This window comes from Acidovorax sp. (assembly GCF_046291265.1).
Classification (GTDB): Bacteria; Pseudomonadota; Gammaproteobacteria; order Burkholderiales; family Burkholderiaceae_C; genus Acidovorax.
Genome location: NZ_JBKBTV010000045.1, coordinates 1 through 15608 on the forward strand (window position 1 = coordinate 1; position 15608 = coordinate 15608).

Genomic DNA, 15608 nt, shown 5'->3' on the forward strand with positions numbered 1-15608 from the left:
GGTGGGGAACTGCCGCCCCAGCAGGCTCACAGAACCCGAAAGGCCCGGCGCGCGCGGCCCCAGCAGCTCGTCGGGGCCCCAGAGCCACAACACCGCGTCCTTGATGACCAGCACCAGTGCAAACGTGGCCAGCAGCTGGAACAGCTCGGGAGCCTTGTAGATACGGCGAAGCAGCACCACCTCGATCAGCGCACCGAGCACGCCAACGATCAGCGCTGCGAGCGGCAATGCCACCCAGAAGCCAAACGCGCCACTCAGACGCTCGACCAGCGAGTACGCGACGTAAATGCCCACCATGAAGAACGAGCCATGGGCAAAGTTCACGATGCGGGTCACGCCAAAGATCAGCGACAGACCCGCCGCCACGAGGAACAGCGACGACGCGCTCGCCAACCCATTGATGAGCTGAACGATGAAACCCGAAAAACTCATGTTCGATAAACCCTCAAGTCATCACCACCCGTGTTGCGCATCACTCGCAGCACATGAAAGAAGCCGGACACGCCCCAGCGAACGCCACCGTGAGTCCGGCTGTGCCAGACCGCCGGTAGCGTCTGCGGGGACCAAGGCGCAGCAGGCGCCTCAGGCCTCAGAGGGAATCAATCCACGCTTCGTGATTTCTTCACGTCGGCGGCGGAGGGCTGGTACTTGGCATCGGCGCCGTCCAGGTACACATAGTCCACCATCACGCCCTTGCCGCCTTCGTTCTTGGTGCGACCAACAAACGCGCCCATGGTGGCCTGGTGGTCTTCAGGCCGGTAGGTGATCTTGCCGAACGGGGTGTCCACTTGCAGGCCCTTGAAGGCGGCGATCAGCTTGTCCGTGTCGGTGCTTTTGGCTTTGGCAATACCGGCCGCAGCCGACTTGATCATGCTGTAACCCACCACCGAACCCAGGCGCGGGTAGTCCTTGAACTTGGCCTGGTACGCCTGCTCGAACGCCTTGTGTGCGGGGGTGTTGATGCCGTACCAGGGATAGCCGGTTACCAACCAGCCGTTGGGTGCTTCGTCTTTCAGAGGGTCCAGGTATTCCGGCTCGCCCGTCAGCACGCTGACCACCTCGGTGCCCTTGAAGAGGCCACGGGTGTTGCCTTCGCGCACGAACTTCGACAAGTCGGCGCCAAACAGCACGTTGAAGATCGCGTCGGGCTTGGCGTCTGCCAAGGCCTGCACCACGCTGCCTGCATCGACGCGGCCCAGTGGCGTGGCTTGTTCGGCCACGAATTCCACGTCAGGCTGAGCGGCCTTGAGCAGTTGTTTGAACGCCGCCACGGCGGACTGGCCGTATTCGTAGTTGGGGTAGACCACCGCCCAGCGCTTTTTCTTCATCTTGGCGGCCTCAGGCACCAGCATGGCGGCCTGCATGTAGGTGCCGGGGCGCAGGCGGAAGGTGTACTGGTTGCCGCCCTGCCAAGTCATCTTGTCGGTCAACGGCTCGCCAGCGAGGAAGAAGAACTTCTTTTGCTTGGCGAAGTCGGCCACGGCCAGGCCGGTGTTCGACAGGAAGGTGCCAGCCAGCACGTCGATCTTCTCGCGCGACACCAACTCTTCGGCCACGCGAACGGCGTCACCGGGGTTGGCGTTGTCGTCGCGCGTGATCAGCTCGATCCTCTTGCCGTTGACGCCGCCCGCAGCGTTGATCTCATCAACCGCCAGCTCCATGCCTTTCTTGTAGGGCTCCAGGAAAGCGGGCTGTGCCTTGTAGCTGTTGACCTCGCCAATCTTGATCACACCCTGGGCAAAAACAGGGGCCAGGGTAAGGGCCAGTGCAGCCGCAGCCGTGGCACGCATGAGGTTTCGTCGCATCGTCATGGGGAGACTCCTGAAAGAGGGGTTGGAGAGAGATCGAACGGGGTTGAGACAGGGCAGGTGTGTGTTGTACGCGCGCAGGGCTCAGCGCAGACCATCCACACCCTGGATTTCGGAGGCCGTCAGGCCGCCGACACGTGGCAACGGCCGCCCGCTGTCGGTCACGACAACGGCCACCACGATTTCATTGGCCCGCGGGGCATCGGCCACGCGCGCTTCCATGGCGTCGAAATGGCTGCGCACGTAGGCGGCATCCTTGTGTCCCAACGGCACGTCGATGGCCGTACCGAGGCCGCCCATCTTTTTGCTGGATGGGACCAGGGCAGCGCCCTTTTCTACAGCCACACGCAGTGGTGCGCCAAGTTTGGGGTGCAGGATGGCGGCGGCGTGTTCCAGCTCGCCCGCCTCGCCCACAATGGCCGCCTTGCCGTAGCTGTGCGCGTCCCCTGGCGAAATGCCCAGCGCCTGAACGCAACGATCACCCAACAGGCCACCCAGCTCTTCACCGATGGCGATGAGCTCATCCAGGTTTTCTACATAGCGGCCAGCGAACGGGTTTTCGATCACGGCCATGGCCAGCGCCTTGCGCACGGGCGGTTGCACGTCACGCCCCATCTCTACGCGGACTTCGTCCGTCTGGACGATGATTTTGCGAATCTTGGCAGGCATTTTGGCTCCTTGAAATCTTGTACTTGTGGCAATGGTGAAAGGGCTGTGGCGGCCTAGCGCAGACCGTTCCACTGGCTGATGTCGGCCGCCTTGAGCCCACCCACGCGGGCATGAATGCGGGAACCGGTGGTCATGGCCAGAATGAACACGATCTCATCTGCGGCGGGGGCGCCTGGCACACGCACCTCCATGGCATCGAAATGGCTACGTACATAACTGGCGTTGATGTGCGTGAGCGGCACATCCAGCGCGGCGCCCGGCCCACCCACCTTTTTTGTGGAGGGCACGATGGAGAGCGCATTGGCAGGCTGCCCCGTCTTCTCTTCCGCCTGGCCTTTTGCATAGGCGTTGCGGTCACCTTTCCAGCCCAGCAGTTCGCGCATGGCATAACCGCCAGGCACATGCCAGAGCGCCCCATGCTCCAGTTCTCCGCCCGCGCCCACAATGGCGCCTTTGCCGTAGGTTTCGATGCGGTCTGCGGGCACCCCCATGGCTTTGAGCAGGCGTTGTGCCATGTCCAGGCCTACGTCCTGCAGAGCCTCCATCATCGGGAGGATGTCCGCCTCATAGCGACCCGCGTAAGGGTTGGTCAGCACCGCGCCGATGGCACCACGCAGCAGCGGCACCTCGGCCACCGGCCCAAATTCGTGCCTAATTTCCTCAAGATGGGTGAAAACGCGTCGTATCTGAATCATTTGGAGACCTGTGCAATTCATTAAGCAAATACTGAACCAACTTCAACTTCTGCCTCATTCTTTTCGCCTGTTGGGGCGTACCCCAGTGCCGCGGGGTCGGCTGTCGCCGCATATTGCCCCTGGCAGGTTAGCAACGCAAACCACAGCAGCCCACCAGCCTTCAATTCTCGCGCCTTGTGCAAGCCGCGCTGCAGCGCAGTTTGTACCTGCGCCAGCGGCAGCGCGAGCACATCGACCGTTACGTGCAGCCCGCCCAGGTCGCTGTCGTCGCGCACCAGCCAGGCGGGCATGCGCGATATGCGCGCGTCTTGCACATTCACGGCATTCGCCACGATGGTTGCCGCAGCGTCTGCCTGGGCCGCAGTGTGGGCCAACACCGTGACACTGTCCGCAATCCCCATCGATTGGCTGCGCCCCCGCCACCCGCTGGTGGCCACGCCCCGCACCGGCATGGTGCTGGTGATGCGAAGTTTGCCGTCCAGCACCAAGCCGTTGTGCTGATGCAGCATGCCAAGCCCCGCAATGTCAGACACCACACCGACTGACGCGGATTGACCGGGCGCCAAGTGCAGCGCGATGTCGCCACCATTGTTCACCCACGCTCGGTCAATACCGTCCCGCACATAGCAGTCCAGAATTTCTTGGGCGACGGCCCCCGCCACCGCCGCCATCGAGGTAATGAAGCCCGAGCGATAGGGCGTACACGCTGCCCACATGCGCTGCGCGACCACTCCGTGCACCGGGCAGACGTCGCCCACCGGGGCACGCAAAGCGGGCAGTTCGCCCACCAACTCTTGCAGCACACTAGTGAATCGATTCCACGCGCGTTCATGGGCATCGGCTACGGCGCCTGCGCTGCCGTCTGCGTGGATCACGAGATCGATGGGGCCGTGCTGAAAGTGCCACCGGTTGTCGGGCAGCCAGTTGCGGCAGGCGTGCATGCTGTGCATTTCTTTAACCCAGCAGCGGCGGACGGCCCAGGGGCCACGGGTTGATCGACGGCAGCGTCAGCCAGCTGCGCGCCTGCGGCGCACCTTCGTTGTGCCAAGCTCCGTTTGTCAGCACGTCTCTGAGGCTGCGTATCTGCTCCATGTGGCCACCCAAAGCCTCGTAATCCGTGCTGCGCATGCTGAACTCGATGGGCGCGACGATGGCGGGGGTGGGCACGGTGCCGAAACTGTTGTCGGGCATGCGCAGTACATCGGCCATGACGGTGATGCCACCACCGGGCCACACGTAGGCTGGCGCACCGCCACAGGTCACGTTGACCAACGCGTTTTTGATCGAACGGGTCAACAGCACCGGGTTTTCGGTAACCCCCGCGCGCAAACTGCCACCTGCCCCGCCCAGAAAGAGCACCGACGACAAAGAGGGCTCACAGTTCTCACCGATGCGCTCCACGATTCGGCGGATCTCATCGGGCATCTGGGTCTCTACCGGCGTCAGTTGCTCATCCAGCACATACCAGCTGGCATGCTCCCCGGTCGTCGAGGTCATGAGCAACCGCAAACCAGGCCATGCCACGTCGGCGTTCCAGCCTTCAATGATGGCGAGCGGGTCCGCAATGTCAGTGCCGCCCCATCCTGTGCCTGGGTTGGCCACCTGAAAGTAGCGCCCAGGGGTGGATTTGCGCCCGTGCATCTGGATGCCCGAAGGCTTCATGTCCAGGCACCGGCCAGCCTGGTGCTCCGTCAGTACGCCCGTGATGTGGTCGTCCACCACCACTACCTCATCGGCGTGGCCGAAGAACTGGCGCGCAAAGATGCCGATGGCCGCCGATCCGCAGCCCACGCGCATGCGCTGCTCTGCGACCCCGTTGACGATGGGCGCGCGACCCGCCTGAATGATCAGCTGCGAACCGCCGTCGATGGTGAACTCGACCGCCTGCTTGTTGCCCAGCAGCTGCATCATCTCGGCGGTGATGCGACCTTCTTTTTTGGCGCCCCCGGTCAGGTGGTGCACACCGCCGAGCGACAGCATTTGCGACCCATATTCTGCGGTGGTCACATGGCCCACCACCTCGCCCTTGCAACGCACATTGGCCTGCTCGGACCCGAGGAATCGGTCCGTGTCGATTTTCACCTTGAAGCTGCAATAGCTGAAGATGCCTTCGGTGACCACCGTCACCATGTCTACGCCATCCACCTGGGAGCCTACGATGAACGGCGCGGGTTTGTAGTCGGGGTACGTGGTGGACGAGCCCACCCCGGTCACAAAGACCGCCTCGGTCAGCAAAAGGTCTCCGGACCATGCGGGAGGATCACCTGCAGCCACAGCACTCGCATTCGCCTCCTCTACACCATCGCTCGGGGCTGCCCGGCCTGCAAATGGCACCAGTGTCGGTTCTCCTGCCTCCAGCGTTTTGCGGAGTAGAACGACGGGATCCACCCGCACCAGCACACCCGCCTGATTGGCATAACGGTCGCAGGCACCCGCGCGGCCCTCCGATATCTGACATAACACGGGACAGGCGTTGCATTCCACCTTGGCGGCATTCATGCGCTCGTTGCGTGGTCGTGCCCGCTCAAGGACCTGCGGCAACTCGGGCATGTCCATGCCCGGAAGTCCATCGGTCTTTGTGTGTTCAGTCATCGTAGGGGCCCGTCCATTGCATCGTTTCAACCGCTTGTACGCTCATTGCATTTTGTGTAGCATTCACTTAACTTAAATGTTGCAATCACTACATTTGACGTCAATGTAGCGCAATCAATCCTGGTCTGCAATAGTGTTTTCGCGCACCCTGAAACAGTGCACAAGGAGCCCCAAAATGACGCACGTTGTCACAGACGCATGCATTCGGTGCAAATACACCGACTGCGTCGATGTATGCCCGGTCGATTGCTTCAAGGAGGGGCCGGAATACCTGGTCATCGACCCAGACGAGTGCATCGATTGCGCGGTGTGTATTCCCGAATGTCCGGCCAATGCCATCTATGCCGACACAGACCTTCCCACCGAGTTTGAATCCTTCCTCGAATTCAACAAAAAGCTGGCTCCGGGCCTGCCCACAATCACCAAAAGAAAGCATCCGCTCCCAGATGCGGAACAATGGAGGGTTGTGAGCCACAAGCTTTCCGGCCTGAATGTGAGCGTTTGACGCTATGCACACCGGACTTTCAGCCAGCTTTTCACCCGTTTTTTCAACTTTGCCGACTAAAAAACCATGAGCGCCTTTCTAGAAGAACGCGTCCTGACCGTCCACCATTGGACCGACCGTCTGTTTTCTTTCACTACTACGCGCGACACTGCTCTGCGCTTTTCCAACGGCCACTTCACGATGATTGGCCTGCGCGGCGAGAACGGCAAGCCCCTGCTGCGCGCCTACAGCATCGTGAGCCCCAACTACGAAGAACACCTGGAGTTCCTCTCCATCAAGGTGCCCGACGGTCCGCTGACCTCGCGCCTGCAGCACATCAAGGTGGGTGACACGATCGTGGTCGGCAAAAAGCCCACGGGCACTCTGCTGATCGACTACCTGCTGCCCGCCAAACGCCTGTACATGTTGTCCACCGGCACCGGTGTGGCCCCGTTTCTCAGCCTGATCCGCGACCCCGAGACCTACGAAAAGTTCGAGGAAGTCATCCTGGTGCATGGGGTTCGCGAAGTGAAGGAGCTGGCCTACCACGACTACATCACGCAAGAGCTGCCCCAGCACGAGTTTCTGGGCGAGACGGTGAGCAAGCAACTCAAGTACTACCCCACCGTGACGCGTGAAGCTTTCAAGCACCAGGGCCGCGTCACAACTGTCATCGAAAACGGTCAGATGGCGAAAGATTTGGGCTTGCCAGCGCTCAACCCGGTGGAAGACCGTGTGATGATCTGCGGCAGCCCTGAGATGCTGCGCGACCTCAAGCACATGATGGAAGAGCGCGGCTTCAAGGAAGGCAACACCACCAAGCCCGGTGACTTTGTGATCGAACGCGCCTTTGCAGAGCAGTGACCCCGGCTGGCCTTGAGGACCTGTTCTGAAAGGCCCGCTCCAACCAACTGGATCCGCCATGTCTGCCACCCCCACCAAAAGCCGCACCGCAGCGACCCGCTCTTCGACTGCCCGCAAAACGGGCGTGCGCGAACAGGCGGCGCAGACCACGCGCGACAACATCCTGAAAGCGGCGACCAAGGTGTTCGCGCGCTATGGCTACGAGGGCGGCAGCGTGGAGAAGATATCGAAGGCCGCCAAGTCCTTCGACCGGATGATCTACTACTACTTCGGTAGCAAGGAAGGCCTCTTCATCGAGGTGCTGGAGGAGATCTACCGGCGCATGAACGACTCCGAAGCAACGCTCGATATTCGGTTGGGCGAACCCATTGAGTCGTTGAAAGCGGTGGTGCGGTTTGTCAGCCAGTACTACCGCAAGCACCCCGAGTTCGTCACGTTGCTCAACACAGAAAACCTGCACAAGGGCAAACACATCTCCAAGTCGCTGCGAGCACGCGAATACTCCTCGCCCGCGGTGTCGGTGATCGAGCAGGTGCTGGCCAGCGGTGTTGCGCAAGGCGTGTTCCGCCCCGACATACGGGCGCGCGACCTGTACCTGCTGATTGCATCGATGGGCTACTTCTACCAGTCCAACCGCTACACACTCTCCGCGTTTCTGGGTGAAGACATCGATCTGCCCGACGCCGTGGCGCATTGGGATGACTTCATGATTGATGTGGTGCTGCGCACCGTGAAGGCAGAGGCAGCGCGCTAGGGCGCTGTCGTGACAGCCAGGGGCCTGAAGCTTCCCCTGGGATGCAGCTCCAGCGCGCTCTGTGGCCCTGCGCTCTCTTCCCGCCATCTCTTTGCGTGCAGGCTGCCGCGTGGTGCCGCCCATGCGGCACACGGCCGTATTTGTTCTGCGTCCAACGCTGCGTAGCGCCTTTGCATATTGCACGACTGCGCCCTCTTATGTAGTATTCCCTACACGAATCGCAACGCGCACGCAGCGCAGTGCACGCCCTTCTTCCACCCGACTGGTACCCCCATGGCAGACATCTCCACCCAGGCCACCTCCGGCAAAGTCGTTATCAAAAACATCGGTCTGCTGCTGTCGGGCGATTTGGACCACCCCATCCTCGACGCCGACACCATCGTGGTGAACGATGGGTTGATCGTGGCCGTGGGCCGCGAGAAGGACTGCGACACCGAACATGCGCGCACCACCATCGACGCCCGCCAGACCTGTGTGGCGCCCGGCCTGATTGACAGCCACGTGCACCCGGTCTTCGGTGATTGGACGCCGCGCCAGAACCAGATCGGCTGGATCGACTCCACCATGAACGGCGGCGTCACCACCATGGTGTCAGCGGGCGAGGTGCACCTGCCCGGCCGTCCAAAGGACATTGTGGGATTGAAGGCCCTGGCCATCACGGCGCAGCGCTCGTTCGACAATTTCCGTCCCGGCGGCGTGAAGGTCATTGCGGGCGCCCCGGTCATCGAGAAAGGCATGATCGAGCAGGACTTCAAGGACCTGGCCGATGCCGGTGTCACACTGCTGGGTGAAGTGGGACTGGGTTCCGTCAAGGCCGGATACGAAGCCAAGCAAATGGTGGACTGGGCGCGCAAACACGGTATCCAGAGCACCATCCACACGGGTGGGCCGTCCATCCCTGGCTCGGGCCTGATCGACAAAGACGTGGTGCTGGAGGCCGACGCCGATGTGATCGGCCACATCAACGGCGGCCATACCTCCCTGCCCTGGAAGCACGTGTGCGAGCTGTGCGAGAAATCATCCCGCGCCATCGAACTGGTGCACAACGGCAACGAGAAAATCGCCATCCAGGCGGCACGCGCGGCCATCGAGCTGAAATGCCCCCACCGCGTGATCCTGGGCACCGACGGGCCCGCCGGATCGGGCGTGCAGCCCCTGGGCATGCTGCGCATGATTGCGCTGATATCGAGCTTTGCCGACATCCCCGCTGAACTGGTTTTTTGCTTTGCCACCGGCAACACCGCCCGCATCCGCAACCTCAATTGCGGCCTGATCGAAGTGGGCCGTGCCGCCGACTTTGTGTTCATGGACCGGGCGCAGCACACTGCAGGCGCCACGCTGCTGGAGAGCGTTCAGTTGGGCGACATTCCCGGCATTGGGATGGTCATGATCGACGGCTTGGTGCGTTGCGGGCGCAGCCGTAATACGCCACCAGCCACCGAGATCCCGGTCGTCCTGTAGACGGCGTCCAGCCTGCTACGGGGTTTGCGGCAACCGTTCTTTCGCAACACGTTCCAGCTCGTCGTGGAAAGCCTGCGCGCAGCTGGCGGAGAACAGCAACACCGCCGACGAGAAGAAAATCCACATCAACAAGACCACCAGCGAGCCTGCGGCGCCATAGGCAGACACCACTGCGGCCGTAGACAGGTACCAAGCCAGCAACTGCTTGCCCACGGTAAACAAGGTGGCGCCCACCACCGCACCGGCCACGATGCAACGCATGGGCGGCTTGGTGCCAACTCCGATGCGCATCAGCCCGACAAACAGCGCCACGGCAAATCCAAACGCCACGGCCTCATTCACGATCTGCATGATCGGTGCCAAAGGGGCGAAGGCGAAGCGCGCACCCGCCCAAACCCCCACCAGATTGATCACGGTAGACATCGCCAACGACACCAGCAGCAAAAAACCAAGCGCCAGCACATACGCCAGGCCGCGCAGCCGCAATGACGCCAGGTGCCACCAGGCGGCGCCCTTCGGAGCTGGGTCTTTGCCGCGCCACAGCTGCCCAAACGCCGACTGCAGTTCCACAAACACCCCGGTGGCCCCCGAAAGCAGCACCACAAAACCAATGATGGATGCCAGCCGCCCCTCAGAGGGCTCCTGCGCACTCTGCAGCGCCTGGCGGATCACGTCAGCCACCTGCTGGCCCATCACCGCTTGCACTTGGCTGATCAGGCTGGACTCCAGGTAGCTGCGGTCCATCCACCAGCCCAGCACGCCCACCAACAAAATCAGCAGGGGCGCCAGGCTCAACATGCCGTAGAAGGACATGGCAGCGCTCATGCGCAAGCCTTCTGCGTCCAGCCACATCTGTGCCGCACGCACAAACGGCATCACCGGGCGCCAGAAAGGCGCGAGAGACTGCACGAGGCGCTGAAGGCCTGAGGGAGGTTTTTGAGATTGTTGAGGCTGTGAGGAATCGGAGGCGTTCATCGCCCAAGCCTAGCGGTGTTGGGCAGATCTGCCCACCCTCCGTCCGCCCTTCAGGAAGTAGGCGGCATCCCACATCCGCGCACAACGATGCCAATGCCCACACACCCCTGCGCCCACCGCGACAACCGTGCCCGGAGGGCGTCGACATAATGCGCGCATGCCATCGCCCCACCGTGCACCCCCATCGCGCGCAGCCGCGCCGCTTGCGGGTGCGGACCGGCATTTTGTGACCGCCCTGGCGCGTGGCCTTGATGTACTGGCGTGTTTTCGTGCAGGCGACAAACTGCTGGGCAACCAAGAGATCGCGCAGCGCTGCCACCTGCCCAAATCCACCGTGTCGCGCCTCACCGCCACCCTGACCCGGCTGGGCTACCTGATTCATGTGGAAGAAAGCGGCAAGTACCGGCTGGGCACAGCCACCCTGTCGCTCGGTAGCGCCATGCTGGTGCGCCTGGACGTGCGCCAGGTGGCGCGCCCGTTGATGCAGGAGCTGGCCGACTTCGCGCGCGCCGAAGTGTCGATGGGCACGCGCGACCGGCTGTCGATGATCTACGTGGAAAACTGCCGCAGCCAAGCCCTGCACACCCTCAGCCTGGACGTGGGTTCGCGCATCTCGCTGGCCACATCTGCAATGGGGCGGGCATGGCTGGCGGCAGCGACAGCAAATGAGCGCAGCGCCGCCCTGGCCCAACTGCAGGCGCGCGACGAGGCGGCGTGGCCGCAGGTGCAACCGGGCATCGACCAGGCCTTGCAGGACTATCGCAACCTGGGGGTCGCCACCTCGTTTGGCGACTGGCAGAAAAACGTGAACGCCATTGCCCGCAGCTTTCAGCCCGGCGGTGGCCTGCCGCCCATGGTCATCAACTGTGGAGGACCCTCTTTCAACGTCACACAAGACGCCCTGCTGACCGACGTGCGCCCGCGTCTCATCGAAATCGTGGCGCGCATCGAAACGGCGCTGTACCGCTGACCCTGGGCGTTACTGAGTGGGCGCGCCATGGAGTGTCCAAAGTGACAGCCTCTACGGCGCTGCCTCGCTAGCATGCGGTTGCATAGAACAACGACCCGCCTACCCAGGAGACAACACACCATGAGCGTCAAACAACTCTTCGATCTCACCGGCCAAGTGGCTTTGGTCACCGGCGGATCTCGCGGGCTGGGCCTGCAGATGGCCGAGGCCCTGGGCGAAATGGGCGCCAAGCTCGCCATCACGGCGCGCAAGGCCGACGAACTGGCCGAAGCCAAGAAACACCTGGAAGGTCTGGGCTACGAGGTGCTGACGGTGGTGAACGACCTGCAAAAGACCGCTGAAATCCCCGGCCTGGTCGACCAGGTGCTGGAGCGTTTTGGCACCATCGACATCCTCGTCAACAACGCGGGCGCCACTTGGGGTGCCAAGGCTGAAGACCATCCTGATGCCGCATGGCACAAGGTGATGGACCTGAACGTGAACGCGCCGTTTTTCCTCTCGCGTGAGGTGGGCAAGCGCTGCATGATTCCCAACGGCAAGGGCAACATCATCGTGACGGCGTCGGTAGCAGGCATCAAAGGCACGCCACCGGGCATGAACACCATCGCCTACAACACCTCCAAGGCGGCGGCCATTCACTTTGCGCGCACGCTGGCTTCGGAATGGGGCCACTATGGCATTCGTGTCAACGCGATCTGCCCCGGCTTTTTCCCGAGCAAGATGGCCAGTGGCCTCATCGAGAAACTGGGGCCTGCGATGATCGAGCGCACTCCGCTGCGCCGCATTGGTGGCGAGGAGGACCTAAAGGGCGCGGTGGTGTTCCTGGCGTCCGATGCGTCGCGGCACATCACCGGCCACGCCATCGTGGTGGATGGTGGGGCGAGTTTGATTTAACCCCCTGAGGCGCTGCGCGCCTTCCCCCAGGGGGACGACGCCCTCGCTGCGGGGCGGCCCTTGCTCGGCGTCCCTGGCGTGGGTTGTGACCGTTGCACTGAGCGCGCCCCAAATCACCGAAGAAAGAGACTCAAGTTCCATGTCTGACCGCCACCTCGCCCACTGGCCTCCCGGCCTGTCGCGCCACCTCACGCTGCCGCAGACGAACCTGTTTCACAATGCGGAGGTGTCGGCCGCGCGGTTTCCGGACAAGCCGTTTCTGGTCTTCTACGACACGCTGGTGACGTTCCGCCAATTTCAGCAGCAGGCCGAGCACATTGCCGGTTTTCTGCAACAGGTGTGTGGTGTGAAGGCGGGCGACCGGGTGCTGCTGTACATGCAGAACAGCCCGCAGTGGATTCTGGCGTTCTACGGCATCTTGCGCGCCAACGCGGTGGTGGTGCCGGTGAACCCGATGAACATGACGGACGAGCTGCGCCACTATGTGCACGACAGCGGCGCCACCGTCGCGTTTGTGCCGCAGGACCTGCATGCGCAGGCGCAGCCGCTGGTGAGCACAGCGGCAGGCGAAGGCGGTCTGCAGCACCTCATTGTTGCGGCCTACAGCGACTACCTGCAGGTGACCACCGACCTGCCTGTGCCTGCATTCGTCTCAGCGCCTCGCCAACCCATCGATGCCCCGGGCGTGACATTGTGGAGCGACATGCTGGCGCAGCAGCGCACTCCCGGCCCGCTGACCGCCGGGCCGGACGACCTGTGCGTGATGCCCTACACCTCGGGCACCACGGGCCACCCCAAGGGCTGCATGCACACCCACCGCAGCGCCATGAGCACGCTGGTGGGCGGGGCGCAGTGGTTCTCGCGCACGCAGGACGCGACCTATCTGGCCGTTCTGCCGCTGTTCCACGTCACCGGCATGTCGGGCAGCATGAACGGGCCGCTGTTTGTGGGCGCCACCGTGGTGGTGCTGCCGCGCTGGGACCGCGACGCCACCGCGCAGCTCATGCAGCGCTACCGCATCAGCATCTGGCAGGCGATATCGACCATGGTGGTGGACTTTCTGGCCAACCCCCGCATTGGCGACTACGACATCAGCAGCCTGCAGGCCATCCGCGGCGGTGGCGCCGCCATGCCCAAGGCGGTGGCGCAGCGCCTGAAGGAGCTGACGGGGCTGGACTATGTGGAGGGCTATGGCATGTCTGAAACCATGGCCGCCACCCACATCAACCCGCCCCACCGCCCCAAGCCGCAGTGCCTGGGCATCCCCGTGTTTGACGTGGATGCGCGCGTGGTGGACCCGGCCACCTTTGCCGAGCTGCCCCCGGGCGAAATAGGCGAGATCGTGGTGCACGGCCCGCAGGTGATGCAAGGCTACTGGAACAACCCACAGGCCACCGCCGACAGCTTCATCACGCTGGACGGCAAGCGCTTTTTGCGCACTGGCGATCTGGCGCAGGTGGACGAAGACGGCTACTTCTTCATGGTAGACCGGCTGAAACGCATGATCAACGCGTCCGGCTACAAGGTTTGGCCCGCCGAGGTCGAAGCCATGATGTACGCCCACCCCGCCATCCAGGAGGTGTGTGTGATTGCCGCGCACGACGAGCGACGGGGCGAAACCGTGAAGGCCCTGGTCGTGCTGCGCGACGCCTTCAAGGGCCAGGTCACCGAGCAGGCCATCATCGACTGGAGCCACGACCACATGGCCGCCTACAAAAGCCCGCGCATCGTGCAGTTTGTGGACAGCCTGCCCAAGTCGGGCACAGGCAAGGTGCAGTGGCGTGAGCTGCAGGAGCAAGAAAAAAAGCAGGCAGCCGCGCGCTAAGGCCCCACGCTTTTTCTTCCCAACCGGTGATCTGCATGAACATTCCCGCCGTCCCCACACCATCGCCCGCAGACCCACCCTATCGCACCGTCGCCGACCAGGTGCGCGACCACGCGCAGGCCCGCCCCGACCAACCCGCGCTGGTGCAAGGCGATGAGGTCATCACCTACAGCCAGCTCGAAGCTCTGATGGATCGCATCGCCTGCGGGCTGCAGCGCGACGGCCTGCAGCCCGGCGATTGCATTGCCCTGTGCGGCGCCAACTCGCCGTGGCAAGCGGCGATGTTCCTGGGCGCCTTGCGCGCGGGCGTGGTGGTGGCGCCCGTGGCGACGAGCAGCACGCCCGCCAGTCTGGCCTCGATGCTGCACGACGCGCAGACGCGCTGGCTGGTGGTGGACGGCACCGCCAACGACGTGCTGCCTGCAGACCGCCTTGCGCAGTGCATCGCACTCACGCCAGACGCGCCTGGCGTGCCCTTGCACGAGTGGCTCCCCGCGCCCGGCAGCAAGCCCACGCCCGTGGATGTTCCACGCGAGGCACCCTTCAACATCATCTATTCATCGGGCACCACCGGCACGCCCAAAGGCATCGTGCAGTCGCACGGCATGCGCTTCTTGCACGTGGTGCGCGGTGCTCGCTATGGATACGGGCCGGGCACCGTCACGCTGCTGGCGACGCCGCTGTATTCCAACACCACGCTGGTGGTGTTCTTCCCCACGCTGGGCTGGGGCGGCACCGTGGTGCTGATGGGCAAGTTCGACGCCACGCAGTACCTCGCGCTGGCGCAGTCGCACCGGGTCACGCACACCATGCTGGTGCCCGTGCAATACCAGCGCATCATGGCGCTGCCGTCCTTTGGCTCGTTTGACCTGTCGGCGTTTGAAGCCAAGTTCTGCACCAGCGCACCGTTCGCCTCAGCGCTCAAGGCCGATGTGCTGGCGCGCTGGCCGGGCCAGCTGATCGAGTTCTATGGCATGACCGAAGGCGGCGGAACCTGCATCCTGGAGGCCCATGCCTACCCCGACAAGCTGCACACAGTGGGGCGCCCGGCCGACGGCCACGACATCCGGTTGATCGACGATGCCGGGGCCGAGGTGCCTGCGGGCGAAACTGGCGAGGTGGTGGGCCACTCCGGCAGCATGATGACCGGCTACCACGGCCAGCCCGCCAAAACACGCGAAGCCGAGTGGTACGCGCCGGATGGCAAGCGCTTCATCCGCACCGGCGATGTCGGCCGCTTTGATGCCGACGGGTTTCTCACATTGCTAGACCGCAAGAAAGACCTCGTCATCTCGGGCGGCTTCAACATCTACCCGAGCGATCTGGAGGCGCTGTTGCGCCAGCACTCCGCCGTGGCCGATGCGGCGGTCATCGGTGTGCCTTCAGCGCAGTGGGGCGAAACCCCGGTGGCCTTTGTGGTGCCACAGCCCGGCGCAGCGGTGTCGGCCAGTGCGCTGATGGAATGGCACAACGCGCAGGTCGGCAAGACGCAACGCCTGGCAGACCTGCAATGGGTCGATGCGCTGCCTCGCAGCGCGATTGGCAAGGTGCTCAAACGGCAACTGCGCGACACCTACACAGGCCCCGCAGCCTGAACAAAAACAACCACCAGGAGAC

General features: G+C 63.3%; 15 protein-coding genes. 8 read left to right on the top strand and 7 right to left on the bottom strand.

Translation table 11 applies throughout. The annotated features are described in order from the left end of the window. From ACK41V_RS16260 to ACK41V_RS16285, 6 genes are all read right to left on the bottom strand, one after another. Nucleotides 1-432, bottom strand: a 432-nt coding sequence (locus ACK41V_RS16260; RefSeq protein ID WP_409783711.1) for a branched-chain amino acid ABC transporter permease, incomplete at its 3' end; no start/stop codon positions are given. 167 nt (nucleotides 433-599) lie between these two features. Beyond that, entirely contained in the window at nucleotides 600-1811 is a 1212-nt protein-coding gene (locus ACK41V_RS16265; protein ID WP_409783713.1) for an ABC transporter substrate-binding protein, read from the bottom strand. Nucleotides 1812-1892: 81 nt separating this feature from the next. Continuing rightward, nucleotides 1893-2477, bottom strand: coding sequence for an amino acid synthesis family protein (locus tag ACK41V_RS16270; RefSeq protein WP_409783715.1), 585 nt, complete (start codon nucleotides 2475-2477; stop codon nucleotides 1893-1895). A gap of 53 nt (nucleotides 2478-2530) precedes the next feature. Then, nucleotides 2531-3172, bottom strand: coding sequence for an amino acid synthesis family protein (locus ACK41V_RS16275; RefSeq protein ID WP_409783717.1), 642 nt, complete (start codon nucleotides 3170-3172; stop codon nucleotides 2531-2533). Between the two features lie 20 nt (nucleotides 3173-3192). Further along, nucleotides 3193-4113, bottom strand: a complete 921-nt coding sequence (locus ACK41V_RS16280; protein ID WP_409783719.1) for a UPF0280 family protein — start codon at nucleotides 4111-4113, stop codon at nucleotides 3193-3195. Nucleotides 4114-4126: 13 nt separating this feature from the next. Further along, nucleotides 4127-5764 carry a 6-hydroxynicotinate reductase gene (locus ACK41V_RS16285; protein WP_409783720.1) on the bottom strand — a complete coding sequence of 546 codons (1638 nt, stop codon included), beginning with the start codon at nucleotides 5762-5764 and terminating at the stop codon, nucleotides 4127-4129. Between the two features lie 175 nt (nucleotides 5765-5939). Here ACK41V_RS16285 and fdxA point away from each other — a divergent pair, with 175 nt between their 5' ends. The 4 genes from fdxA (at nucleotide 5940) to ACK41V_RS16305 (ending at nucleotide 9327) form a co-directional block, all read left to right on the top strand. After that, complete coding sequence (fdxA, locus tag ACK41V_RS16290; protein WP_409783722.1) at nucleotides 5940-6269, top strand: ferredoxin FdxA; 330 nt, start codon at nucleotides 5940-5942, stop codon at nucleotides 6267-6269. Between the two features lie 66 nt (nucleotides 6270-6335). Continuing rightward, on the top strand, nucleotides 6336-7112 hold the full coding sequence (locus tag ACK41V_RS16295; protein ID WP_409783724.1) for a ferredoxin--NADP reductase: 777 nt from the start codon (nucleotides 6336-6338) through the stop codon (nucleotides 7110-7112). 58 nt (nucleotides 7113-7170) lie between these two features. Continuing rightward, nucleotides 7171-7866, top strand: coding sequence for a TetR family transcriptional regulator (locus ACK41V_RS16300; protein ID WP_409783726.1), 696 nt, complete (start codon nucleotides 7171-7173; stop codon nucleotides 7864-7866). Between the two features lie 273 nt (nucleotides 7867-8139). Continuing rightward, complete coding sequence (locus tag ACK41V_RS16305; protein ID WP_409783728.1) at nucleotides 8140-9327, top strand: amidohydrolase family protein; 1188 nt, start codon at nucleotides 8140-8142, stop codon at nucleotides 9325-9327. A gap of 15 nt (nucleotides 9328-9342) precedes the next feature. Here ACK41V_RS16305 and ACK41V_RS16310 read toward each other — a convergent pair whose 3' ends face one another. Further along, nucleotides 9343-10203 carry a YihY/virulence factor BrkB family protein gene (locus ACK41V_RS16310; protein WP_409783775.1) on the bottom strand — a complete coding sequence of 287 codons (861 nt, stop codon included), beginning with the start codon at nucleotides 10201-10203 and terminating at the stop codon, nucleotides 9343-9345. Between the two features lie 256 nt (nucleotides 10204-10459). Between ACK41V_RS16310 and ACK41V_RS16315 the strand changes: the two genes are divergently transcribed. The 4 genes from ACK41V_RS16315 to ACK41V_RS16330 all read left to right on the top strand — a co-directional run bounded on the left by ACK41V_RS16315 (nucleotide 10460) and on the right by ACK41V_RS16330 (nucleotide 15586). Then, the gene (locus ACK41V_RS16315; protein WP_409783730.1) at nucleotides 10460-11272 is read left to right on the top strand and encodes an IclR family transcriptional regulator; all 813 of its coding nucleotides are present in this window, start codon (nucleotides 10460-10462) and stop codon (nucleotides 11270-11272) included. Nucleotides 11273-11392: 120 nt separating this feature from the next. Further along, entirely contained in the window at nucleotides 11393-12166 is a 774-nt protein-coding gene (locus ACK41V_RS16320; RefSeq protein WP_409783732.1) for an SDR family oxidoreductase, read from the top strand. A gap of 139 nt (nucleotides 12167-12305) precedes the next feature. Beyond that, nucleotides 12306-13991 carry a long-chain fatty acid--CoA ligase gene (locus tag ACK41V_RS16325; protein WP_409783734.1) on the top strand — a complete coding sequence of 562 codons (1686 nt, stop codon included), beginning with the start codon at nucleotides 12306-12308 and terminating at the stop codon, nucleotides 13989-13991. 35 nt (nucleotides 13992-14026) lie between these two features. Continuing rightward, complete coding sequence (locus tag ACK41V_RS16330) at nucleotides 14027-15586, top strand: class I adenylate-forming enzyme family protein (RefSeq protein ID WP_409783736.1); 1560 nt, start codon at nucleotides 14027-14029, stop codon at nucleotides 15584-15586. Nucleotides 15587-15608: the final 22 nt, after the last annotated feature.

Excerpts from the sequence above, each read along its gene's own strand:
- ACK41V_RS16265 (WP_409783713.1), bottom strand. The coding sequence starts at position 1,811 with ATGACGATGCGACGAAACCTCATGCGTGCCACGGCTGCGGCTGCACTG.
- ACK41V_RS16270 (WP_409783715.1), bottom strand. The coding sequence starts at position 2,477 with ATGCCTGCCAAGATTCGCAAAATCATCGTCCAGACGGACGAAGTCCGC.
- ACK41V_RS16275 (WP_409783717.1), bottom strand. The coding sequence starts at position 3,172 with ATGATTCAGATACGACGCGTTTTCACCCATCTTGAGGAAATTAGGCAC.
- ACK41V_RS16280 (WP_409783719.1), bottom strand. The coding sequence starts at position 4,113 with ATGCACGCCTGCCGCAACTGGCTGCCCGACAACCGGTGGCACTTTCAG.
- ACK41V_RS16285 (WP_409783720.1), bottom strand. The coding sequence starts at position 5,764 with ATGACTGAACACACAAAGACCGATGGACTTCCGGGCATGGACATGCCC.
- fdxA (WP_409783722.1), top strand. The coding sequence starts at position 5,940 with ATGACGCACGTTGTCACAGACGCATGCATTCGGTGCAAATACACCGAC.
- ACK41V_RS16295 (WP_409783724.1), top strand. The coding sequence starts at position 6,336 with ATGAGCGCCTTTCTAGAAGAACGCGTCCTGACCGTCCACCATTGGACC.
- ACK41V_RS16300 (WP_409783726.1), top strand. The coding sequence starts at position 7,171 with ATGTCTGCCACCCCCACCAAAAGCCGCACCGCAGCGACCCGCTCTTCG.
- ACK41V_RS16305 (WP_409783728.1), top strand. The coding sequence starts at position 8,140 with ATGGCAGACATCTCCACCCAGGCCACCTCCGGCAAAGTCGTTATCAAA.
- ACK41V_RS16310 (WP_409783775.1), bottom strand. The coding sequence starts at position 10,203 with ATGCCGTTTGTGCGTGCGGCACAGATGTGGCTGGACGCAGAAGGCTTG.
- ACK41V_RS16315 (WP_409783730.1), top strand. The coding sequence starts at position 10,460 with ATGCCATCGCCCCACCGTGCACCCCCATCGCGCGCAGCCGCGCCGCTT.
- ACK41V_RS16320 (WP_409783732.1), top strand. The coding sequence starts at position 11,393 with ATGAGCGTCAAACAACTCTTCGATCTCACCGGCCAAGTGGCTTTGGTC.
- ACK41V_RS16325 (WP_409783734.1), top strand. The coding sequence starts at position 12,306 with ATGTCTGACCGCCACCTCGCCCACTGGCCTCCCGGCCTGTCGCGCCAC.
- ACK41V_RS16330 (WP_409783736.1), top strand. The coding sequence starts at position 14,027 with ATGAACATTCCCGCCGTCCCCACACCATCGCCCGCAGACCCACCCTAT.